This is a genomic window from Consotaella aegiceratis, from assembly GCF_036541425.1.
Taxonomy (GTDB): domain Bacteria; phylum Pseudomonadota; class Alphaproteobacteria; order Rhizobiales; family Rhizobiaceae; genus Consotaella; species Consotaella aegiceratis.
This window is the reverse complement of record NZ_JAZHFT010000004.1, coordinates 35,099-57,996: the sequence shown is the minus strand read 5'-3', so window position 1 is coordinate 57,996 and position 22,898 is coordinate 35,099. Positions and strand designations below refer to the sequence as shown.

21 protein-coding genes are annotated in these 22,898 nt (G+C 64.8%); 9 read left to right on the top strand and 12 right to left on the bottom strand.

Translation table 11 applies throughout. The annotated features are described in order from the left end of the window. Positions 1-7 precede the first annotated feature (7 nt). The gene (locus SMD10_RS04755) at positions 8-2,215 is read left to right on the top strand and encodes a TonB-dependent siderophore receptor (RefSeq protein WP_331684510.1); all 2,208 of its coding nucleotides are present in this window, start codon (positions 8-10) and stop codon (positions 2,213-2,215) included. 124 nt (positions 2,216-2,339) lie between these two features. On the opposite strand, the gene SMD10_RS04750 is transcribed toward SMD10_RS04755, so the two are convergent. From SMD10_RS04750 to uvrC, 4 genes are all read right to left on the bottom strand, one after another. Next, on the bottom strand, positions 2,340-2,804 hold the full coding sequence (locus SMD10_RS04750; RefSeq protein ID WP_331684509.1) for a molybdenum cofactor biosynthesis protein MoaE: 465 nt from the start codon (positions 2,802-2,804) through the stop codon (positions 2,340-2,342). A gap of 5 nt (positions 2,805-2,809) precedes the next feature. Next, positions 2,810-3,061 carry a molybdopterin converting factor subunit 1 gene (gene moaD, locus SMD10_RS04745; protein ID WP_331684508.1) on the bottom strand — a complete coding sequence of 84 codons (252 nt, stop codon included), beginning with the start codon at positions 3,059-3,061 and terminating at the stop codon, positions 2,810-2,812. A gap of 95 nt (positions 3,062-3,156) precedes the next feature. Further along, a complete protein-coding gene (pgsA, locus tag SMD10_RS04740; RefSeq protein WP_331684507.1) occupies positions 3,157-3,738 on the bottom strand; it encodes a CDP-diacylglycerol--glycerol-3-phosphate 3-phosphatidyltransferase in 582 nt (193 codons plus the stop codon). A gap of 259 nt (positions 3,739-3,997) precedes the next feature. Beyond that, the gene (uvrC, locus tag SMD10_RS04735) at positions 3,998-6,031 is read right to left on the bottom strand and encodes an excinuclease ABC subunit UvrC (protein WP_432757186.1); all 2,034 of its coding nucleotides are present in this window, start codon (positions 6,029-6,031) and stop codon (positions 3,998-4,000) included. 274 nt (positions 6,032-6,305) lie between these two features. Here uvrC and SMD10_RS04730 point away from each other — a divergent pair, with 274 nt between their 5' ends. After that, positions 6,306-6,968, top strand: a complete 663-nt coding sequence (locus tag SMD10_RS04730; protein ID WP_331684506.1) for an outer membrane protein — start codon at positions 6,306-6,308, stop codon at positions 6,966-6,968. A gap of 127 nt (positions 6,969-7,095) precedes the next feature. Here the strand turns inward: SMD10_RS04730 and SMD10_RS04725 are convergent, their stop codons facing one another. The 3 genes from SMD10_RS04725 to SMD10_RS04715 form a co-directional block, all read right to left on the bottom strand. Beyond that, on the bottom strand, positions 7,096-7,692 hold the full coding sequence (locus SMD10_RS04725; RefSeq protein ID WP_331684505.1) for a glutathione S-transferase family protein: 597 nt from the start codon (positions 7,690-7,692) through the stop codon (positions 7,096-7,098). Between the two features lie 26 nt (positions 7,693-7,718). After that, entirely contained in the window at positions 7,719-8,156 is a 438-nt protein-coding gene (locus SMD10_RS04720; RefSeq protein WP_331684504.1) for a hypothetical protein, read from the bottom strand. Positions 8,157-8,217: 61 nt separating this feature from the next. Next, positions 8,218-9,099: a 23S rRNA (adenine(2030)-N(6))-methyltransferase RlmJ gene (locus SMD10_RS04715; protein ID WP_331684503.1), complete on the bottom strand. Its 882-nt coding sequence runs from the start codon at positions 9,097-9,099 to the stop codon at positions 8,218-8,220. Between the two features lie 194 nt (positions 9,100-9,293). On the opposite strand from SMD10_RS04715, the gene SMD10_RS04710 reads away from it, so the two are divergent. Beyond that, positions 9,294-10,406 carry an alkene reductase gene (locus SMD10_RS04710; protein WP_331684502.1) on the top strand — a complete coding sequence of 371 codons (1,113 nt, stop codon included), beginning with the start codon at positions 9,294-9,296 and terminating at the stop codon, positions 10,404-10,406. 253 nt (positions 10,407-10,659) lie between these two features. After that, positions 10,660-10,941 (top strand): hypothetical protein, encoded by a 282-nt coding sequence (locus SMD10_RS04705; protein WP_331684501.1) that lies wholly within the window; start codon positions 10,660-10,662, stop codon positions 10,939-10,941. A 76-nt stretch (positions 10,942-11,017) separates the two neighbouring features. On the opposite strand, the gene SMD10_RS04700 is transcribed toward SMD10_RS04705, so the two are convergent. The 3 genes from SMD10_RS04700 to SMD10_RS04690 form a co-directional block, all read right to left on the bottom strand. Then, on the bottom strand, positions 11,018-12,565 hold the full coding sequence (locus tag SMD10_RS04700) for a DHA2 family efflux MFS transporter permease subunit (protein WP_331684500.1): 1,548 nt from the start codon (positions 12,563-12,565) through the stop codon (positions 11,018-11,020). Further along, a complete protein-coding gene (locus SMD10_RS04695; RefSeq protein ID WP_331684499.1) occupies positions 12,562-13,797 on the bottom strand; it encodes an HlyD family secretion protein in 1,236 nt (411 codons plus the stop codon). The genes SMD10_RS04700 and SMD10_RS04695 overlap by 4 nt, the downstream gene beginning before the upstream one ends. A 182-nt stretch (positions 13,798-13,979) precedes the next feature. Beyond that, entirely contained in the window at positions 13,980-14,528 is a 549-nt protein-coding gene (locus tag SMD10_RS04690; protein WP_331684498.1) for a PadR family transcriptional regulator, read from the bottom strand. 521 nt (positions 14,529-15,049) lie between these two features. On the opposite strand from SMD10_RS04690, the gene SMD10_RS04685 reads away from it, so the two are divergent. Next, positions 15,050-16,273, top strand: a complete 1,224-nt coding sequence (locus tag SMD10_RS04685) for a sensor domain-containing phosphodiesterase (protein ID WP_331684497.1) — start codon at positions 15,050-15,052, stop codon at positions 16,271-16,273. Positions 16,274-16,350: 77 nt separating this feature from the next. Then, complete coding sequence (locus SMD10_RS04680) at positions 16,351-18,471, top strand: molybdopterin-containing oxidoreductase family protein (RefSeq protein ID WP_331684496.1); 2,121 nt, start codon at positions 16,351-16,353, stop codon at positions 18,469-18,471. Positions 18,472-18,473: 2 nt separating this feature from the next. Here the strand turns inward: SMD10_RS04680 and purN are convergent, their stop codons facing one another. Then, entirely contained in the window at positions 18,474-19,190 is a 717-nt protein-coding gene (gene purN, locus SMD10_RS04675; RefSeq protein ID WP_331684495.1) for a phosphoribosylglycinamide formyltransferase, read from the bottom strand. Further along, positions 19,187-20,257, bottom strand: a complete 1,071-nt coding sequence (gene purM, locus SMD10_RS04670) for a phosphoribosylformylglycinamidine cyclo-ligase (RefSeq protein WP_331684494.1) — start codon at positions 20,255-20,257, stop codon at positions 19,187-19,189. The genes purN and purM overlap by 4 nt, the downstream gene beginning before the upstream one ends. Before the next feature lie 111 nt (positions 20,258-20,368). Between purM and SMD10_RS04665 the strand changes: the two genes are divergently transcribed. From SMD10_RS04665 to SMD10_RS04655, 3 genes are read left to right on the top strand one after another with little or no spacing between them, the layout of a single operon-like run. Continuing rightward, positions 20,369-20,932 carry a CDP-alcohol phosphatidyltransferase family protein gene (locus SMD10_RS04665; protein WP_331684493.1) on the top strand — a complete coding sequence of 188 codons (564 nt, stop codon included), beginning with the start codon at positions 20,369-20,371 and terminating at the stop codon, positions 20,930-20,932. Continuing rightward, positions 20,929-22,107, top strand: coding sequence for an AI-2E family transporter (locus SMD10_RS04660; RefSeq protein WP_331684492.1), 1,179 nt, complete (start codon positions 20,929-20,931; stop codon positions 22,105-22,107). The genes SMD10_RS04665 and SMD10_RS04660 overlap by 4 nt, the downstream gene beginning before the upstream one ends. After that, positions 22,104-22,844 (top strand): P-loop NTPase family protein, encoded by a 741-nt coding sequence (locus SMD10_RS04655; RefSeq protein WP_331684491.1) that lies wholly within the window; start codon positions 22,104-22,106, stop codon positions 22,842-22,844. The genes SMD10_RS04660 and SMD10_RS04655 overlap by 4 nt, the downstream gene beginning before the upstream one ends. Positions 22,845-22,898: the final 54 nt, after the last annotated feature.

Sequence of the window (22,898 nt, the reverse complement as noted above, 5' to 3'; positions counted from 1 at the left end):
CATGGTAATGACGATTTCCGCGATCCGGTCGGGGGACCGGGCGCGCTGGCTGCGCGCGCTTCTGGCGTCGACGATTCTGGTGGGGTGCGGGGCTCTGTCCGCTTCGGCGCAGGAGGTGGACGAGGACACCGATGCGGCGCAGACCTCGGCCGATCTGGCGGGGAGCGATGCCGCAGCGGACGGGACCGTCGAGCTCGGCGGCATCCTGATCACCGGGTCGAGCTACGAGACCGAGGGATCCGACAGCTATACGACGGAGCTGATCAGCGTCGGCGAGAAGGAAGCGCGTCCCCAGCGCGAGATTCCGCAATCCTCGACGGTGGTGACCAACGAACGCATCGAGGATTCGGACTACACCTCGCTCGATACCGCATTGCGGGAAACGCCGGGCGTCGTGGTTCTCGACAACGACAACGGCCGATCGAGCCTCTATTCGCGCGGCTTCGAGTTCGACTGGCTCTATTTCGACGGGCTGCTGGCTCCGGTTTCCAGCATCTACGGGACGCAGCCCGACCTCGCGATCGTGGATCACATCGAGATCCTGCGCGGGCCGTCGGGTCTGTTCACCGCCACCGGCGAGCCGGCGGGTGCCATCAACATGCATCTCAAGGAGCCGATGGACGAGTTCCACGCATCGCTCGAGGCGAGCTACGGTTCGTGGGCGACCAAGCGGACGACCGCCGACGTCACCGGACCGCTGAACGAGGCCGGAACCATCCGCGGACGGATGATCGGCGTCTGGCAGGACGGCGATGGCTGGGTCGACGGGGTCGAGAACGGTGTGTGGGACGGCTACGGGACGCTGGAGGTGGACCTGACCGAAAGCACCACGGCGCGTTTCACCGTCAACCACATGGAACGCGACATCTCGCCTTTCAACGGTCTGCCCGCCTATTCCGACGGCTCGCTTCTCGACGTCGACCGCTCGACGTCGGCAAGCCCCGACTGGAACGACTTCGACAATTCCGTCACCGACTATCTCGCCGAGATCGAACATCAGTTCGCCGATGGCGGCCACGCCCGCGTCGCCGCCCGCTATTCGGAGCGCGATGCCGATTTCCTCTATGGATGGGCGGGCAGCGCGGTCGACGAGGACGGTAATTTTTCCAACGTGCGGTATCTGGCGCGCGATTTCCACGAGACGTCGCTGGCTCTCGACGCCTTTGTCTCCAGGCCATTCACTCTGTTCGGACAGGAACACAACATCCTCGTCGGTACCGACTATCAGAAGGTCGAGACGACTGTGAAGTCGGCGAGCGGCGTGATCTCCGGCTCCTACAACATCTATGATTGGGACTCGTCGTCCGTCGACCGGCCCGATTACGACTATACAAGCCAGACCGAGACCGATCTCGAACAGCTCGGCATCTACGGCCAGCTTCGCGTCAAGCCGATCGACCGCTGGACGCTGATCGGCGGCGGACGCGTGAGCTGGTACGATTCCAGCAGCACCAATCTGCTGACCGATACCGAGTCGGACGAAGTCGACATCAACGGCCACATCACGCCTTATGCCGGAACGGTTTTCGATCTGACCGATCAGATTTCCGCTTATGCCAGCTATACCGAGATCTTCCAGCCGCAGACCAATGTCGACGAGGACGGGAACATTCTCGATCCCCGCGAAGGCCGCCAATACGAGGTCGGTCTCAAGGGGGCGTTTTTCGGCGGGACGCTGAACACGTCGGCAGCGCTCTTCAATCTTCGGGATAAGAACCGGGCATTGGCCGACGACGACGGCAACTACCACGCATCGGGCGAAGTCGAGGCGCAGGGCGTGGAGCTGGAGGTGAGCGGCGAAGTACTGCCGAACTGGCAGATCCAGGCCGGCTACACCTACACCGAATCTGAATACCTCAACGGCGACGACCAGGGCGAGATCTTCAGCACCTACACGCCCGAGCATATGTTCCAGCTCTGGACCAACTATACGTTCCGCCAACCCGACGAGTGGTGGGACGGCCTGTCCGTCGGCGGCGGGGTCAAGGTGTTTTCCGAGTTCTCGTCGGTTGCCCAGGGCATAACGATCGAGGCTCCGGGCTATACCGTGGTCGATTTGCGGCTCGGATACCAGATCAACGAGCATCTGTCGGCGCAGCTCAACGTCAACAATCTCTTCGACGAGAAGTACTACACGCGCGTCGGCAGCACCTCGGTGTTCAACTTCTATGGCGAGCCGCGCAGCGCCATGGTGACCGTGAAGGCGGAATTCTAGAAACCGGCCGATCGTCCCCATCGTCGTCCAGGCAGGATGGGATGATCGATATCCAAAGGCGGTCGCGCGCTCTGATGGAGCGCGGGGCCGTCGGCCTTGAGGGCTCGGCACGCCAGGAGTGCGGTTAGAGCCTGTGCCAGCGGTCGGTTGCGGCGTCGTCGGTGTCTTTCGCCTCGACCCAACCTCCGACGGACCCGTCCTTGAGATGCTCGCGCTTCCAGAAGGGAGCGCGGGTCTTCATGAAGTCCATGAGAAAGGCCGCCGCTTCGAACGCTGGATGCCGGTGTTCCGAGCCGCAGGCGACGAAGACGATCTCCTCGCCGGGGCGGATCAAGCCGTAGCGGTGGATCACCGTCACGGAGAACAGCGGCCAGCGCTCCAGGGCCTGGGCGACGATGCGGCCGATCTCCCGCTCGGCCATCCCCGGATAATGCTCCAGTTCCAGCGCCGCCAGACGTCCTCCTTCGTCACGGCAGTAGCCCGTGAAGCTGGCGAGCCCGCCGACATCACCCTGGCCCGACAAGGCGGCCAACTCGGCGGCGACGTCGATACGGTCCGCCTGGACCCGGACGACCTTCGTTTGCAGCATCGGACTCAGCCGCCGGTCATCGGGGGAAACAGCGCGATCTCACGCGCTCCGGAGATCGGGTCGGAATGGTCGGCGTGCTCCTGGTCGAGCGCCACGCGGATGACTTCGGGCGCCTGCAAGGCGGCTTCGTAGTTGGTTCCGCGTCCGCGCAGCCAGCGCAGCAGATCCTTGACGGTAATGATGCCGGCGGGCAACTCGACCTGTTCCTCGGCAATGCCGATCCGGTCCTTCACCCAGGCGAAATAGACGAGCTTCATCATAGTCCTCCCATCTCGTTATCCTCGCGATCAGTCAACTGCCGCCGCGGGGGCAGACATTGAAATCTGCCGTTACTAACATGGGAGGGAAGGCCTCATCCGTCGATGTGGCGTAGTCCCGCACGGAAATAATCGTAGCCGGTGTAGAGCGTCACCAATGCCGAAATCCACAGCAGCGCGATGCCGGCTTCCGTGGTGTGGGCGACGATCTTGTCGGCTGCCGGGCCGGCCAGCAGAAAGCCGATGGCGATCATCTGGATCGTGGTCTTCCACTTCGCCAGCCGGGTCACCGGAACGCTGACCTTGAGCTCGGCCAGATACTCGCGCAGGCCGGAGACGAGAATCTCGCGGCACAGGATGATGATGGCCGCCCAGATCGTCCAGCCCGCGATCGTTCGGTCGGCCGCCAGCACCAGCAGCGCCGCGGCGACCAGCAGCTTGTCGGCGATCGGGTCGAGCATGCGGCCGATGGTCGAGGTCTGCTGCCAGGCGCGCGCGAGATAGCCGTCGAAGAAATCGGTGATGCTGGCCAGGATGAAAAACGACAATGCCCACCAGCGCGCCGTGTCGGTGCCCTTGAGCGTGCCTTCGATGAAGAAGCACAGGACGACCAGCGGCACGGCGAGGATGCGTGCATAGGTCAGGATGTTGGGGAGGCTATAGGCCCGGGAGCTCATGCAACTGTCCGCTTCGATACGCGATCGGCGACGCCTGTTGAACCGCGCCGACACCTCGGCGTCAACCGCCGAACCGTGTCGAAGTGTATATCATCCCGTCTGGAGGAGAATGTGTCGAGTGAAGCATTTTCACCTTCGCTAAAATCCATTGGATCTCCGACGGAGCCGCCCTCCCGCCTGATACGAGGCGCTTCGCGAGGCAGCGCGGCCGCAGACACGGGCTCGATCCCGGGGCTCCTCATGCCGACGTGACAAGAGGTCAGCGCGCGCCGGCCGAATTGAAATGTTCGTAAACGATTTTCGCCGTCGCCTCGGAGATCCCATCGACCTTTCGAAGATCCGAGACGCCCGCGCGTGCCACGGCCTTGGCCGTACCGAAATGGCGCAAGAGCGCGCGTTTGCGCGCCGGGCCGATCCCGGCGATTTCGTCGAGCGGATTCTTCAGCATCTCCTTTTTCCGCCGGGCTCGGTGCGAGCCGATGGCGAAGCGATGGGCCTCGTCGCGCAGGCGCTGGACGAAATAGAGCACGGGATCGCGCGGGGGCAGCGAGAAGGGCTCGCGCTCGGCCATCACGAAGCGCTCGCGTCCCGCATCGCGGTCCGGCCCCTTGGCCACGCCGATGATGACGACGCGGTCGACGACGCCGAGGTCCTCGATCACCGCGCGCACCGCCGCGACCTGGCCCTTGCCGCCGTCGATCAACAACAGGTCGGGCCAGTCCGGCATCTCCGTCTCGGCATCGCTCTGGTCGTCGGCGACGGGCAGGGGCGCTTCGCCTTTTTCCTTGATCAGTCGCGAGAAACGCCGGGTGAGCACCTCGCGCATCATGCCGAAATCGTCGCCGGGCGTGATGTCGGTCGAGCGGATGTTGAACTTGCGATAGTGCGCCTTGGCGAAGCCTTCGCCACCGGCGACGATCATCGCGCCGACGGCATTGGTGCCCATGATGTGCGAGTTGTCGTAGACCTCGATTCGGCGCGGCGTCGCGGGCAGCGAGAAGGTGGTGGCCAAGCCTTCCAGAAGCCGTTTCTGCGACGACGTCTCGGCGAGCCGCCTGCCGAGCGCCTCGCGGGCGTTGGCGAGTGCGTGGTCGACCAGATCCTTCTTCTCGCCACGCGCGGGAACGGCGATCTGTACCCGGCGCTGCGCCTTGATCGACAGCGCATCGGCCAGAAGGGCCTGATCCTCCATCTCGGTCGAGGCGAGAATCAGCCGCGGCACCGGCTTGCCGTCGTAGAACTGGGACAGGAACGCCCCCAGCACTTCCGCCCCCTCCAGCGACGCGTCGGCCTTGGGGAAATAGGCTCGGTTGCCCCAGTTCTGCCCGGTGCGGAAGAAGAACACCTGGATGCAGGTCAGGCCACCCTCCTGATGGATGGCCACGACGTCCGCCTCCTCGACGCCTTGAGGATTGATGCCCTGATGGCTCTGGATGAGCGAGAGGGCGGCCAGGCGATCGCGAAAGACCGCGGCCCGCTCGAAATCGAGCGTCTGGGAGGCCTCGTCCATCGCCGAGGCCATCGCCTGCTTCACCTGGCCGCTGCGGCCGGACAGGAAGCTCTTTGCCTCGTCGACGAGCCGCCCGTAGTCCTCCAGAGAAATCTCCCCGGTGCAGGGCGCCGCGCAGCGCTTGATCTGATGCAGCAGGCAGGGACGGGTGCGCGTGGCGTAGACGGAATCGGTGCAGGTGCGGATCAGAAAGGCGCGCTGCAGCGCGCTGATCGTCCGCTCCACCGCGCCGGCCGAAGCGAACGGGCCGAAATAGCTGCCACCCGAGGAGCGGGCGCCCCGGTGCTTCATGATGGCGGGCGCCTCGTGATCGTCGCTGACGGCGATGTAGGGAAACGACTTGTCGTCCCTGAGCAACACGTTGAAGCGAGGCCGCAGGCGCTTGATCAGATTGGCCTCGAGCAGCAGCGCCTCGATCTCGGTGCGGGTGGTCACGAACTCCATCTGCCGCGTCTCGCGGATCATTCGCGCGATGCGGTTGGTCTGGCCGCCGATCCGGGCATAGCTGGTGACGCGCTTCTTCAGCGACTTGGCCTTGCCGACGTAGAGGACCGCCTGGTCCTTGCCGAACATGCGATAGACGCCTGGCGCGTTGGGCAGGCGCTTGACTAGGACGGCGATCAGGTCGGCGCCGGTCAAGGTCTCGGTCGCGTCGGTGCCGGCATCGCTCCATTCGACAGCCGCCAACGCGGACGTATCGGCGTCCGACGTCGCCTCGTCCACGGCCGAGGCCTCGTCCTGGTTCATCTCGGGATCGATGCTGCTGTCTCTATCTATCGTCATGTCGCTTTCGCCGCGATTCATCGCCTCATATAGGAGCTTTGGTGCCCGAGGCGGAAGGTCGATGGCGTTGTCGTCCGCAGTTCGGGGCCGTCGGCAGTGCTTGTGCCTGGCTCGCAACAGACGGCTCGAAAAGTCCAAGACTCCGCTCGTCTTGCGCGCGATCGACTGTTGCCGGGGGTTCCGAGCGAGCATTCGAGGTATATATTTAGGGCTGAAGAAAGGGTGCTCGGTCTAGGTTCGCCAAGCCGACACGGGGCCGAGCAGGAGATTGATGATGAGAGCGTTGCGCGCTTTATCGACTGCAGCCGCCTTCTTCACCCTCTCGGGCTCGACGGCGTTTGCGGCTGACGTCGTGCTGGATGAGGCCCCCGCGCCGGCTCCGATGATCGGGGCTGCGCCGATCCAGGTTTGGACCGGGCCGTACGCCGGAGCTTTCGTCGGCTATAATTTCTCCGATGTCGACCAGTCGGGCGGCGCAGACTTCGACGGCGAGGGTTTCGTCGGCGGCGTCTATACCGGCTATAATTGGCAGGCTGGGTCGCTGGTCTACGGCGTCGAAGGCGATATCGGCTATGCCGGCTTCGATGCCGGCGGCTTCAATAGCGCTGCGGACAGCGCGATCGAAATGGGGTCGAACGTCTTCGGCTCGCTGCGGGCGCGCGCCGGCTACGCCTTCGATCCGTTCATGGTGTTCGCCACGGGCGGTGTTGCCGTGGCCAACAAGGAGATGTCGCTCGGCGGCGACGAAGACGACCAGACGCATGTCGGCTACACGGTCGGCGGCGGCGTCGAGGCCAACCTGACGGACAAGGTCACGTCTCGCCTGGAATATCGGTACTCCGATTTCGACGATCAGGACTACACCCTCGGCGGAACTACGGTTTCCAGCGGCTTCGACGAGCACTCGATCCGCGCCGGCGTCGCGCTGAAGTTCTGACGCCGCCGGCCCGGCAGGCAATTCCGCGCGATCCTGTCGAGCGATCCGTCCCACGAGCGTGGGCTGGCCGTGCCGCATGCCTTGCCGCCGCGTCGTCGATCGGCGGTTCGGTCCTGCCACGCGCGGCTCAGACGCGCGGCATCATCTCGGCAAAATCGGGATAGCGCCGGCAGAAGTCCTCGCCCCATGCGGCAAGCTTGGGGCAGGCGTCCTCCCACCGTCCGGCAAAGCGCAGACGCAGCGATCCCAGCATGGATGCCACCGCGAACTGGCAGATGCCGAGTTCCGGTGGCAGACGGTCGATCGAAGCCTCGATCGTCGCGAGACCCCGCATCGCCTTGCCCCATTGCCGGTCGACCCATGGCTGGTGCCATTTTTCTTCCGGCCGATAGCGCGCCTCGTAGCCGCAGAGGATCATGGCATCGAGAATGCCGTCGACCGTCGCCTCGAAGGTCTTCGTCCAGAGCCAGGCGTCGGGCTCCTGCGGATACAGTCCGGTACCGCTCGTGCGGTCGAGATATTCGCAGATGACGCGGCTGTCGTAGACCGTGCGGCCGTCGTCCAGGCGCAGGGCCGGGATCTTGCCCAACGGATTGGCCTCGAGCAGCTCCTCGGGGTTCTGGCTGGTGTCGACGACAACGCAATCGAGTTCGACGCCGCATTGGCGCGCGACCATGCGCACTTTCGAGGAGAAAGGCGACGGCGTTGAATAATAGAGCCGCATCGGGCGCCCCTTTTCGGTCGAGCGGGTCAGAACCGGCGCAGCGATTGGCAGCCGGCGCCGTAGACGTGCCAAGCATCGAGCCCGAGGACGCAGCCCTCGGCCCGGCGGCCCATCGAGGCGAAACCCATCGGATCCTCGACCACGTAGTAGACGGTGCGATATTGCCCGTCGGAGATCAGCACCGTGCCCTGGCAATAGTGCCGCTCGACCAGCCGCTCCTCGTTTCGCGGCAAAAAGCCGCGCTCCTGCAGATTGCTGAACTCGACGATCGAGAGATCCGCCCGCAGCATCCGCGGCGCACCGTATTCGAACTGGCTTTCGACATCGCCCAGGACGTCGGTGTCGAAACAGACGCTGTCGGCGATCATCGGCGGGGGGGCTGCCATCATGTCTGCGGCCTGGACCGTTGAAACCGGTGCCGTCATCGCGGCAGCGACGGCGAGAGCGGCGAGCACCTTGCGCATTTTTGAAGATCCTTCCCGAACCTGCAGCCGGCCGGCCGCGAATCGATTGTCGGCAGGAAACCTAGGGCTGCTCGGCGGCGATCGCAACAATCCGACCGTCTGCCGCCGACGTCCGACCGAGGACGGAGCCCAGGACCTGTATGATTTCGCCAGCCTCCTGCGAGAACGTGTAGGGCGGGTTAACGACGACGAGGCCGCTGCCGGTCATCCGGATCTCGTCGCCGAAGGGCTCCCGCTGAAATTCTGCCGCCAGGATGTTCGCGATGCCGGTCTCCCTCAGCAGCGCATGCAGGCGTTCGCGCTCGGTGCGCCGCTTGATCGGATACCACAGCGCATAGGTGCCGCCCGGCCACCGCCGGTAGGCCTTGGCAAGCCCGGCCACGGCGCGCTCGATCTCGTCGGCCTGCTCGAAGGGTGGATCGATGAGCACCAGGCCGCGGCGCTCCTTGGGAGGCAGATGCGCCCCGAGCGCCAGCCAGCCGTCGAGATGGAACGTTTTGACCTGAATGTCGCCACGAAACAGCGAGGCGAGGGTCTCGGCATCCCGAGGATGCAGTTCGTAGGCCGAAAGCCGGTCCTGGCGACGCAGAAGCCTGCGCAGGAGCAGCGGGGAACCGGGATAGGCGGACGCGCCATGGTCCGAACGAATCTGCCGCACCAGCCCGACATAGTCGGCGAGCAGTGGCGTATCGGCGGCCGGCGAAGCGAGCAGCCGCTCGATCCCCTCCCGGTGTTCGCCGCCCCGCACCGCCTCGTCGCCGGCGAGGTCGTAGAGGCCGATCCCGGCATGCGTGTCGAAAACCCGGAAGGGCTTGTCCTTGCGCTGCAGATAGAGCGCCAGACGGACCAGCAGCGCGTGCTTGACGACATCGGCGAAGCTGCCGGCGTGGAAGGCGTGGCGATAGTTCAAGGCGGCGTTCCGATGGTCCGAGAGGTTCGCCATGGGCGCGATGCCCTTGGAAAGGCGACCGATTGGCCCGGCTCGGCGCGAAATGCAAGCGGCCGGGCACTCGGTCGAATGCTGCGGATCGTCTCAGACCGTTGTCGGGCGCGCGAACGATTTCTATCTGTCTGGCGACAGTCTTCCAGCGCGGGCATGGTCCCGCGCATCTTCCGACCGTTTGAAAGGACGCTGCGATGACCTCCTCGAAGCTTTTCGAGCCGATCGACCTTGGGCCGAACCGTCTGTCGAACCGGATCGCCATGGCGCCGCTGACCCGCAGCCGCGCCACCGACGACGGCGTGACGAAGGCGATGCATGTCGAATATTACCGCCAGCGTGCCGGCGCCGGCCTGATCATCGCCGAAGCGACGAACATCTCGCCCGAGGCGCGGGGGTATGCGTGGACCCCGGGCATCTATTCACAGGCCCAGGTCGAGGGCTGGAAGCCGGTCACCGACGCGGTGCACGAGGAAGGCGGCAAGATCTTCCTGCAGCTCTGGCATGTCGGGCGCATTTCCCATCCCGACCTGCAGCCCGGCGGCATCCTGCCGGTGGCACCGTCGGCGATCAAGCCGAACGCCCAGGCCTTCACCAACGAGGGCATGAAGGACATTCCGACGCCGCGCGCGCTTGACGCGAGCGAGTTGCCGCGGGTGATCGAGGACTACGTCAAGGCGTCGGAGAACGCCAAGGCGGCCGGCTTCGACGGCGTCGAGGTCCATTCGGCCAACGGCTATCTGCTCAACCAGTTTCTCTGCGACAAGACCAACAAGCGCGACGACGAGTTCGGCGGTTCGATCGAGAACCGAATGCGCTTTCCTTTACAGGTGGTCGATGCCGTCACCGGCGTCTGGGGAGCGGAGCGGACAGGCATCCGGATCTCGCCCGTAAGCCCCGCCAACGATATCGCCGACAGCAATCCCGCCGCCGTCTTCACCGCCTATACGGATGAACTGTCGAAGCGCGGCCTTGTCTATCTCCACGTCATAGAAGGCGCGACGCGCGGCGAACGCGATCCGGCCAAGTTCAAGCCGTGGACTCTGAAGAGCCGGTTCTCGGGCCTCTATATGGGCAACAACAACTATACGCGGGATCTCGCCATCGAACGGGTCGACAAGGATCTGACGGACCTCGTCTGCTTCGGCCGGCCCTTCATTTCAAACCCCGATCTGCCCACCCGCCTTGAACTCGGCGCGCCGTTCGCCGCTTGGGACGAGGCAACGTTCTATGGCGGAGCCGAGAAGGGCTATACCGACTATCCGGCGCTGACCACGGAGGAACTCGCGAGATACACGGCCGCGGTGTAGCCGGCGCTCGGCCCGGCATGCTCGTGAAGGGTCGGACCGCTGCTGGTCCGGCCCTGACCACAAGGTGGCTGCGGGGTGACGAGGCTGACCGAGATTGCGCCTGGTTGCAGGTGTTAACGGATAGGCATTCGTTTAACGGTCGGGCGAAGCGAAAATCGATGCACCTTGGATAACATTGTGATAAACGCGCGAGATGGTAGCGTCATACAACCAATTCGGTTCCGACAGAGCCCTGAGGAGCGTTCTCGCGATCGTGCTGATCTTCTGGGCCGGCGCGCTGCCAGCGCGTGCCGATCAAGACCCCAACCGGCCGACCGACAAGATCGCCGCCGATCTGGGTGTTCCGGAATCCGTTTTCATCGACTGCTTCATGCCGGTGCAGCCCGACCCGGGCAAGAATCCGTCGGGTCTGCGACAGCGCTCCAACAAGGCGATGCTGCTTCCTTGCCTGCAAGCGGTCAATCCGACGATTACCAACGACCGGCTCGATGACGTGATGGACACGTACCGCCCGGAAGGTCCGATCCATCGGTAGCACGACCGCGACAACAAGGCCGGCGGGCGACAGCGAGTCCCGAAGTCGTTTGCCGGCCGGCTCGCTTCCGCCGGTCTCAGTCCATCGCTACGCTGGGGCCCTGGCCCCCCGCCTTCTTCGGCTTACGCATGAAGAGCAGCAACGGGATGATGGCCAGCGTCACCAGCATCATCAGCTTGAAGTCGTCCACATAGGCGATCATCGTCGCCTGGCTGACGACCTGCGACACCAGCGTCGAAAGCGCCGTCGTCTGATCGAGGCCGATCTGCGCCATGATGTCGAGGTTGGGATTGGCGGCCGTGAGCTTGGACACCATCTCGGTCCGGTTGATCGCCACGTTCCACAGGAGTTCCGTGGAAACGATCGAGATGCCGACGCTGGAGCCGATGTTGCGCAGCAGGCTGAAGAGTGCGGCGGCCTCGGTGCGTTCCTCCGGCGCCAGGGTGGCGAAGGCGAGCGTCGACAGCGGCACGAATACCAGCCCGAGGCCGAGGCCCTGGACGACGCCGCTCAGGATGATGGGCATGTCGCTCATCATGATGGTGAAGCCGGTCATCATGTAGAGCGAATAGGCGGTCAGACCGAGCCCGGTGAAGATCAAAAGCCGGACGTCGACCTTGCCGACAAGCCGGCCCACGAGAACCATCGAAGCCATCGTGCCGACGCCGCGCGGCGCCAGCACGACGCCTGTGGTGATCACCGGATAGCCGAGGATGTTCTGCAGCAGCGGCGGCAAAAGAGCGAGTCCCGCCAGCAGGATCGCACCGAGCATGAAGATCAGCACCAGGGCCGTGACGAAGTTGGTGTCGCGGAAGATGTGCGGGTCGATGAACGGCGCCTTGGCCGTGAAGATATGGATGGCGAATACCCAGAAGCCGCTGATCGCCAAGCCGAGCTCGATCCAGATCTCGGTGGACTGGAACCAGTCCTGCTCCTGTCCCCGGTCGAGCATCATTTGCAGCGCGCCGATGGCAAGCGACAGCATGGCAAAGCCGAAGAAGTCGAAGCCGCGCGGCTTGGCCGGAGTTTTCGGCAGGAACAGCACCATGCCGGCAAAGGCCAGCACGCCCACCGGCAGATTGACGAAGAAGACGTAGCGCCAGTTGAAGGTCTCCGTCAGCCAGCCGCCGAGCGTCGGACCGATGATCGGCCCGACCATGATGCCGGCGCCCCATATGGCCATGGCCTGTCCGTGCTTCTCCTTGGGGTTGATGTCGAGCAGCACCGTCTGCGACAGGGGCGCCAGCGCGGCGCCGAACAGACCCTGGAAAATGCGGAAGAGGATCATCTCGTCCAGGCTGGTGGCGATGCCGCACAGCATGGACGTCACCACGAAACCGACCACCGAGAGAATGAACAGCTGGCGCAATCCAATTCGCGCCGACAGCCAGCCGGTGACAGGCGTCATGATGGCCGCCGCGACGATATAGGACGTCAGAACCCAGTTGATCTGGTCCTGCGCGGCGCCCAGCGAGCCCTGCATGGAAGGCAGGGCGACGTTGGCGATGGTTGTATCGAGAACCTGCATCACGGTCGCCAGCATGATGCAGATCGTGATGAGGGCCTTGTGCGGGACCATGGTGTCGTCAGGCACCGTCTCGGCGCTGCCGGCGATGGCGCTCATCGAGCGGCGGCTCCGACGGTTGCGTCGCCTGGGCCGACCGCAGCGTAGCTTTCGGGTTCGCCGATTCCGAGGGCGGCCAGCGCACCGGTCACCACATTCGGCAGCCCGCGGGCGTGGCCGGTGTCGACCGTCACGCTGGCGCTCATGCCGATGCGCAGCGGCGGCGTATCTCCGGCCTCGTCCTCCAGCCGAATCCGTACGGGAACACGCTGCACGACCTTGACCCAGTTGCCGGTCGCGTTCTGCGCCGGAATCAGCGAAAACTCCGATCCGGTGCCGGCGCCGATACTGTCGACGACGCCTTTCAGGTCGGAATCCGGGTAGGCGTCGAAGGAGACGTCGACGGACTGGCCCGGCCGCATGTGGGTCAGGTCGGTCTCCTTGTAGTTGGCTTCCACCCAACTGGTCTCCGTTTCGACGAGACTGAGGACGGAAGTCGAGGGCGTCACATACTGCCCGACCTGGAGCCGGTCGGTCTGACTGACGATGCCGTCGGCGGGCGCATACACCCTGGTGCGATCGAGATCGATCTGGGCCGCGTGCAGTTCCGCGAGCGCCGCCATCACTTCGGGGTGCTGATCAGTGGGAATATCGGGATTGCCGGCGAGCGCCGCCTTGGCGCTGGCCAGCGCCTGTTCGGCGGAACTCAAGGCGCCTTGATCCTGCTGCTGCGTCAGATTGGCCTGGTCGAGCGCCGACTGGCTGACGATGCCGCGCTTGGCGAGGTCCGCCTGCCGCTTCTGCTGAGCCAGCGCGATATCCAGCGCCTGCTGGGCAGTCTCGCGCTGCGCCTCGGCCTGCCGATAGGCCGACTTCATCTTTTCGACGTCCAGGCGAGCCGACGCGACGGCGGCCTCGTCCTGCTCCACGGCGTTCTGAAAGGTCGATCGATCGATCGCGAACAGCAGGCTGCCTTGTTCGGCGAATTCGTTCTCGCGCACGCCGACTTTGACGATCTGGCCACTGATCTGCGGCATCACCGTTACACGGTCCTGCTGGACGTAGGCGTCCTCGGTGTTGATGAAGCGGCCGCCGGTTACATAGAAATAGCCACCGACGATCACCAGCAGCAGCGGCAGCCCGAACATCAGAACCCAACGCCGTCCCTTGCGAGGCGCCTTGGCATCGGCGGTTTCGGCTGCGCGGGGGGGCTCAGCACCGCTCTCGCGACGGGGCGCGGCCTCTGCCGGTCGAATCTCCGAGGAGGACCCCGCGTCCGACTGAGCACCCATGGATCGAATCCTTTGGCAAAAATTCGAACTGCTCCGTCATACCCCAGCGAAAAGGAGAGGCGGCGTCGCAACTCTTCATATAAAATATAAAATTGGCCTCCGGCGACAACGCGCCGAAGGCCACATATAGCGACGAGAAGCTTCCCTTACCAATAGCCGGCAGGTTGTGGTCAATTGTCTCGTCAGCTTCGCTCGATCTCTCCCGCCGCCCGGTCGAGCGCCGCGGTGACGGCCTGCACCGCTTCTGGCGACAGGTTGCCCTTCGACAGTCGGACCTGCAGGGCGGCGCGCAGGTTTTGCATAGCGCGCATGACCTCCGGTGCCGGCGCCCGCCCGAAACGGGAGCGGGCTTGGTCCAGACGCTCGCGGACGGCCTTGACCTCCTCGGCATGCGCGTCGAGTTCGGCGCGGCCCTCGTCGGTGAGACTGTAGAGCTTCTTGGCGCCCTGCGTTTCGCCGGCGATCAGGCCGGTTTCCTCGAGCAGCGTCAGAGTGGGGTAGATCACGCCCGGGCTAGGGCTGTAGTGGCCGCCGAAAGCCTCTTCGATGGCCTTGATGATCTCGTAGCCATGGCGCGGCTGTTCGGCGATCAGGTCGAGCGTCAGCCAGCGCAGATCGCCCTGGGCGAGCGCGCGGCCCCGTCCGCCGATGTCTCGGCCGAAGCCCCGCTCGAACTTGTCCCGCATGGCGCGAGCGCGCCGGCCCCGCGGGCCCCGTTCATCGTCGAACATCCGCTGCATCCCTTCATTCCGGTCCCGCATACGCTCGAAATCATCGCGACGCGAGCCGGATTCTTCATCGAAACCCTCCAGCCAGCGCTCGTTTTCGGAGCCTCCGAAGGAGCCGCGCCCCTCCTTGCATCCGCCGGACCAAGCCGCGCGATCGCGTCGGGAAAAGTGTCTTTGCCGATTACCAAACATGTTTTAGTCCTTTCTTCGATATATCGGAATGATCGACATATCGCAAACTCGGCGAGCTTTTTCAAGATCGATATATCGGAAAGCTATCGAATTTTTTCGGTGCCGGCGCGGAAAGGGCAGAAGGGTCGGCTCAAGCCACCAATAGGCGGCTTCCGCTGCGGTGGATCGGCGAAGGGACTAAAATATTCCCGGAAATGGCAAGAATTGTCGATCGGCATCCTTGGATATCGGAAACCGCTCTAGTTGCGCCGATATTTTGATATGACGAGTAAACCAATAGGTAAACTAGGAAGGCTATCTTCAATATTTCGATCCCAGTCCAGAGGCGGATAATGCTTCACTTCATCCACGAGAAGCTGGAAGCCCCCGAAGAAGTGCAGCGTGCCCTGAAGGCGATCCGCGGTCATCTCGGGATGGAAGTCGCCTACCTCTCCGAATTCCGCGGCAATCAGACGACTTTTCGCGTGGTCGACGCCCCGGGCCTTTCCGATCTCATCAAGCCTGGCGATGTCCATTCCCTTGACGATGTCTATTGCCGTCACATCCTGGAAGGGCGTCTGCCCGAACTGATGACGGCCACAGGCGACTACGCGCTCGCGCGATCCCTGCCGATCACCGCCGCCGTTCCCATCGGGGCGCATATCAGCGTTCCCGTGCGCGCGCCCGACGGCAGTTCGATCGGCATGTTTTGCTGCTTGAGCCGCCAGCCCAATCATTCCCTCAACCTGCGCGATCTGCAGGTCATGCGAGTGTTCGCCGATCTGGCGGGAACGCAGATCGCCAACGGCATCGCCGTCCAGCAACAGCAGGCCGATGCGGAGCAGCGCGTTCGCGCAGTGTTGGCCGGGCAGGGCCTCGACATCGTCTATCAGCCGATCTGGAACCTGCACGAGCGGACGGTTCGAGGGTTCGAGGCGTTGTCGCGGTTTGCGACCGAAACCTATCGAACGCCCGACAAATGGTTTGCCGAAGCCTTCACCGTGGGTCTTGGCCCTGATCTGGAGCTTGCGGCGATCGAAAAGGCGCTGGCCAGCCTGCGCCGCTTGCCGGAGACCGTCTATGTATCGGTGAACGCGTCGCCGGACACGGTGGTCTGCGGCGAATTGACAAAGCTGTTTCAGTCGCTTTCGCTCGATTTCCGACGTGTCATGCTGGAGATCACCGAGCATGCATCAGTGAGCGATTACCAGGCGTTCGACGAGATGTTGCGGCCGCTGCGCAAGGCCGGAATGCGGCTCGCGATCGACGACGCCGGCGCCGGATTTTCGAGCCTGCAGCACATCCTTCAGCTGAAGCCCGACAAGATCAAGCTGGATATCAGCCTCACCCGGTCCATCGATACCGATGCCGCCCGCCGCGCACTGGCCTCCGCGCTGGTGTTCTTCGCCGAAGAAACGGGCTGCAAGATCGTGGCGGAAGGTATTGAAACGGAAGCCGAACTGGCGACGCTTCGCTTGCTCGGCGTGCCCTATGGCCAAGGGTATGGGCTGGGCAGGCCAATGGATATCGAGGCGGCTTTGACGCTGCTTCGGATAAAGCACGGCCAGGCTGCCTGACGCCATCCGAAGCAGCTTCGCCGAGCGGCGGAAATGGACCGGGACGGAACGGCGCGATTGCTGTATGCCTTTCCGGCATGAACAAGCCGCTTTCTCACGCCATCGGTCACAGCACCTGTCCGCACGACTGTCCATCGGCCTGCGCGCTCGACGTCGAAGTGGTCGACGGGCGCACCATCGGGCGGGTGCGAGGCGCCGAGGCCAACACCTATACGGCGGGTGTCGTCTGCGCCAAGGTGGCCCGTTATGCCGAGCGTATCCATCATCCCGACCGGCTGCTTCGGCCGCTGCAGCGGACCGGCGAAAAGGGCGGCGGGGCCTGGCGCGAGATCGGCTGGGACGACGCGCTGGACCTCGTGGCCGAAAAGTTCCTCCAGGCTGAAATGGAGCATGGACCGGAAGCGGTCTGGCCGTTCCAGTATGCCGGCACGATGGGGCAGGTGCAGCGCGACGGCATTCATCGCCTGCGTCATGCCAAGCGCTATTCCAACCAGTTCGATTCCATCTGTACGAACATGGCCTGGACCGGCTGGTTCGCCGGAGCCGGACGGATGGCCGGCGTCGATCCGCGTGAGATCGACGAATCCGACTGCGTCGTCATCTGGGGCACCAATGCGGTCGCGACCCAGGTCAATGTGATGACCCATGCGGTGCGCGCCCGCAAGGAGCGCGGCGCCAAGATCGTCGCCATCGACATCTACGACAACGCGACCATGCAGCAGGCGGACCTCGCTCTGAAATTGCTGCCCGGAACCGATGCGGCGCTGGCCTGCGCGCTGATGCACATCGCCTTCAGGGACGGCACGGCGGATCGGGCCTATCTGGAGCGCTATACCGATGCGCCGGGTGCGCTGGAGAGCCACCTGGCGACCCGCACGCCGGAATGGGCGGCTGCCATCACCGGCCTGACGACCGACCAGATCGAAGCGTTCGCGACGTTGCTCGGCCGCACGCCGGCGAGCTTCTTCCGCATCGGCTACGGGTTCACGCGCCAACGCAACGGCGCGGCAGCGATGCATGCGGTGCTGTCCGTGCCGGCCGTCTATGGCCATTGGCAGCATCGCGGCGGCGGCGCGATCCATACGAATTCCGACATCTTCACGCTCGACAAGAGCGAAATCACCGGCAAGGCGCTGAAGGACCCGTCGGTCCGCAGCCTCGACCAATGCCGCCTCGGGGCCGTTCTCTGCGGCGATGCGGATGCGCTCTATGGCGGGCCGCCAGTGACGGCGATGCTGATCCAGAACACCAACCCGATGAACGTCGTCCCGGACCAGCGTCGGGTTCGCCGCGGCTTTGCGCGCGACGATCTCTTCGTCTGCGTCCACGAGCAGTTCATGACCGACACCGCGCAGATGGCCGACCTCGTGCTGCCCGCGACGATGTTCCTGGAGCACGACGATATCTACCGGGGCGGGGCGCAGAACCATATCGGGCTCGGACCCAAGCTGATCGAGCCGCCGGACACGGTGCGCTCGAACCATTTCGTTGTCGAAGAACTGGCCAAGCGGCTGGGGGTGTCGCATCAGCCGGGCTTCGGCATGACCGAGCGCCAGCTGATCGATCGCATGCTTCGCGCCAGCGGGCTCGGCAGCTTCGAGGAACTCCAGGCCGGGCGCTGGCTCGATTGCCAGCCAGATTTCGAGGCGGCGCATTTCCTGAACGGCTTCGGCTGGCCCGACGGGAAGTACCGGTTCCGGCCGGACTGGCTGGGCAGTCCGGCGCCGAACCGGCCGCCGGATTCGATGGGACCGCAAGGCCCGTATCATCGCCTGCCGGACCTGCCGGATCATGTCGAGCTGACCGAAGCGCCGGATGCCGAGCATCCGTTCAAGCTGGCGACCTCGCCGGCGCGCCATTTTCTGAATTCCAGTTTTTCGGAAACGTCGGGCTCGCGCTCGCGCGAAAAGCGGCCGGAGCTTCTGATCCATCCGCAGGATGCCGCCGTAGCGGGTGTCGGAGAGGGCGATGTCGTCGAGATCGGCAACGAGCGCGGCGAGGTGCGGCTGCCGGCAAGAATCTCGGCGGCCGTCAAGCCGGGCGTGCTCATCCATGAAGGGCTGTGGCCGAACTCCGCCTTCGAGGGCGGGGAGGGGATCAACACGCTGACCGGCGCCGATCCGGCGGCGCCTTATGGCGGCGCGGCCTTCCACGACAGCCGTGTGTGGCTGCGCAGGGTCCGGGCCGCCGCAGCCTGAACTCAGTCGCGGCGCGGGTCCGGCGAGATCAGCATCTTGCCGCCGTCCGGCAGCGGCAGGGTGGCCGCGTTCTGTTGGTTGGTTCCCTCGGGCCCCTGCCGGAAGATGGCGCGGTCGCCGGACAGGCGTACATCGCCGTCGAGGACCATCTTCAGGGCATGCGGGTAAAGACGGTGCTCGGCGCGCAGCAGGCGCTCCGCGAGGCTTTCTGCCGTGTCACCGGTTTCGATGCCGATGGCGGCCTGCGCGATGATCGGACCCTCGTCCATCCGCTCGGTGACGAAGTGGACGGTGCAGCCGTGCACCCGCATGCCGGCGGCAAGCACCCGCTCGTGCGTATCGAGGCCGGGAAACAGCGGCAACAGCGACGGATGGATGTTGATCAGGCGGCCGCGATAGCGCCGCACGAAAGATTCCGACAGCAGGCGCATATAGCCGGCAAGGCAGACGATGTCCGGCGCAAAGCGGTCGAGTTCCTGAACAAGCGCCTGTTCGTGGTCGAGGCGGTCAGTGAAGTCGCGCTGGTCGACGGCGACGGCGGTAACGGCATAGCGCTCCGCCGTGGCAAGACCCGGCGCCTGCGGCCGGTTGGAGATCGCGGCGACGATCTGGCCCGGATAGGCCGGATCCATGGCCGCGGCGATCAGCGCGTTCATGTTGGATCCGCGACCGGAGATCAGAATGGCGACGCGCTTGCGATGTTTCGCGGAGCGGCTCATCGCACGCTGAACTCGCCGTTGAACGTGACGGCTGCGTCGCGTCGTGGCCGCACTCTGCCGAGCGGAACCACATGCTCGCCCTCGCTCTGCAGGATGGCGCCGACAGTGGCCGCCTCAGCCTCCGAAACGATCACGACCATGCCGATGCCGCAGTTGAAGGTTCTGAGCATCTCGGCTTCCTCGACGCCGCCCTCGTGGATGAACCAGCAGAAGACCTCGGGCAGCCTGACGGCGAAAAGGTCGATGTCGGCGCGCATGGTCTCCGGCAGCACCCGCGGGAAATTTTCCACGATGCCGCCGCCGGTGATGTGTGCCATCGCCTTGATCCCATCGGACTGTCGCAGCGCCGAGATGAGCGGCTTGACGTAGATGCGAGTGGGGGCGAGCAGCGCTTCGGCCAGCGTCTTGTCCGGGGCGAACGGCGCGGCCTCGCCATAACGAGCGCCGGCCCTTTTGACGATGCGGCGCACCAGCGAATAGCCGTTCGAGTGGACCCCCGACGAGGTGAGCCCGAGGATCACGTCGCCCGAATGGATGTCCTTCTTGGGCAGCAGGCGATCGCGCTCGACGGCGCCGACGGCGAAGCCCGCGAGATCGTAGTCGCCTTCGTCATAAAGGCCCGGCATTTCGGCCGTTTCTCCGCCGATCAGCGCGCAGCCGGCCTGTCTGCAGCCCTCGGCGATACCTTTGACGATGGCTTCGCCTTGCGCGACGTCGAGCTTCCCGGTGGCGAAATAGTCGAGGAAGAACAGCGGCTCGGCACCCTGGACCACGAGATCGTTGACGCACATGGCGACAAGATCGATGCCGATCGTATCGTGCAGGCCGGCGTCGATGGCGATCTTCAGCTTGGTGCCGACGCCGTCGTTGGCCGCCACCAGCAGCGGATCGGAAAAGCCGGCCGCCTTGAGATCGAACAGTCCGCCGAAGCCGCCGATCTCGCTGTCGGCGCCGGGCCGAGCGGTGGCTCGCACCAACGGCTTGATTCGGCGCACCAGCTCGTTGCCGGCATCGATGTCGACCCCGGCGTCGCGATAGCTCAGAGATATCTTGTTTTCACTGCTCATGGATCGCACCTTCTACAGCGAGTAGACATGATCGCCCAGGTCTCGCGAAGCTCGCCGCTTGTCGGCCACGCATAGCGGACTGCCGAGCCGTATTCGAGTGCGTAGACCACATTGACCATACCGAATTTCATATCGATTGCTCGTTTGATCTGCGTTCCGGCCATCATCTGGGCGCTGCTCGACGGCGACTGGCTGCTCGCCTTCGTCCTCTTCGTGCTTTCGGGACTGTCCGACGGCATCGACGGATTCATCGCGCGGCGCTTCAACCAGCGCTCGCAGCTCGGCGCCTATCTCGACCCGATGGCCGACAAGGCGCTGCTGGTGGCGGTGTTCGTCGTGCTCGGCGCTCTCGGTGGCCTGCCGTCCTGGCTGGTGATCGCGGTCGTCACCCGCGACCTGCTCATCGTCGCGGCGGTGCTGCTGTCCTATGTCATGGGTATGCCGATGACGGTGCGGCCGCTGATGGTCTCGAAGGCCACCACGGTCAGCCAGATCGCGCTCGCAGCGGCGGCGTTGGGGCAGCCGGCCTTCGCGGTCTCACTGGGCGCGGCTTTCGATCTGCTGGTCGGTCTGACCGCGCTCTTGACGGTCATTTCGGCGGCGGCCTATCTCGTGCAATGGCTTCGTCACATGGGGTCTGAGGAAACATCGGGAACCGAGGATCACGGCGAATGACAACGGATCGCGGACAGCTGATTCGACGCCAGATCCTGTTCTGGAGCCTGGGCGCGGCGGCGCTCGTCGCGCTCCTGTGGCTGTTCAGCGGCATCCTGCTGCCGTTCGTGCTCGGCATGGTGATCGCCTATTTTCTCGATCCCGTGGCGGATTGGCTGGAGCGCCACGGCTTTTCGCGTCTGACCGCGACAATCACCATCCTGGTGCTGTTCACCATCCTCTTCATTGCGGTGATCCTCGTCGTGGTGCCGGTCATCGGCAGCCAGATCGGCGGGTTCCTCGGACGGGTGCCGGATTATCTCGACCGGCTGCAGGTGCTGGCGGCCTCGGCACGCTCGGGTCCGCTCGCCTGGCTGTTGGGTGGCGACGAAAGCACCTTGAAGCAGGATTTCGCGCAGTTCGCCAAACAGGGGGCGAGCCTCGCCACCGCGTTTCTGGGCCAGCTTTGGACGTCCAGCCTGGCGGTGGTGAACTTCGTCTCGCTCTTCGTCGTCACGCCAGTCGTGGCGTTCTATCTTCTCGTCGATTGGGACCCGATGATCGCCAAGATCGATGCCTGGGTGCCGCGCCAACACGTGACGACCGTGCGCCGCCTGGCACGCGAGATCGATCTCGCCGTCGCCGGCTTCGTGCGCGGACAGAGCACGGTCTGCCTGTTGCTCGGCACCTTCTACGGCGTCGGCCTCACTCTGGTCGGCCTGAATTTCGGACTTCTCATCGGCCTCTTCGCCGGCTTCATCTCGTTCGTGCCGTATATCGGCTCGATCGTCGGGCTGGTGCTGGCCGTCGGTGTTGCGCTCGTGCAGTTCTGGCCGGACTGGATCTGGGTTGTCGCAACGGCGGCGGTGTTCTTCGCCGGCCAGTTCATCGAGGGCAACATTTTGCAGCCGAAACTGGTCGGCGCTTCGGTCGGGCTGCATCCGGTCTGGCTGATGTTCGCGCTGTTCGCGTTCGGCGCGCTGTTCGGCTTCGTCGGCCTGCTGATCGCGGTTCCGGCTTCTGCCGCCATCGGCGTGCTGGTGCGCTTTGCGATCCAACAGTACCTGAGCAGCGAGATGTATTACGGCTCGCATTCCAGTCCCCAGCCGGCGGAGATCGAGACCCTGACCGAGGATGATCGGTTGCGGATGGCCATCGCCAAGACGTTCGAGCCCGGCAACGGGGCCGGAACATGATTGCCCGTCCGTCACAGCTGCCGCTGGACCTGCCGCATCGGCCGTCGCTGACCCGCGACGACCTGATCGTGACGCAGTCGAACGCGCTCGCGGTCGCCGCCGTGGACAGCTGGCCGGCCTGGCCGCATCCGATCCTCCTGATCGTCGGCCCGCCGGGGTCCGGCAAGACGCATCTCGCCTCGGTCTGGCAGGAAGCCGCCGATGCCGTCCCGTTCGCTCCCGATCGTCCGGTGGCGGCCGACCTGTCGCGTCCGTTTGCCGTGGTGATCGACGATCTGGAAACCAGGCTCGACCAGGAGGAGGCGATCTTTCGCGTCGTCAACGCCGCGCGTCTGGGGCAGGGGGCCGTGCTTGCCACGGCGCGGGCTCGCCCGGCCGATCTGCCGTTGCGCTTGCCCGACCTGCGCTCGCGCCTTCAGGCCGCGACGATCACCCAATTGGGCGCGCCGGATGACACGCTGCTCACCGCCGTGCTGGCCAAGCTTTTCGCGGACCGCCAGATCACCATCGCGCCGCCGCTCATCTCCTATCTGGTGACCAGGATCGAGCGATCGCTGGACGCCGCGCGTCGCGTGGTCGCCGCCGTCGATCACGAGGCGCTGGCAGCCAAGCGGACGATTTCTCGGCCGTTGCTGCAACGAATTCTGGCCGACACGCCTTCTTCATTCGACTCGTCGGATGCGGCCGGTTATGACCGGCCCTCTGAGCATATGGACCCGTCGAGACCGGAGGACTGACCCTTGGACGAAAAGGTGCCGACCCCCGCGCCCACCGAGCCCAAGCGTCGCCGA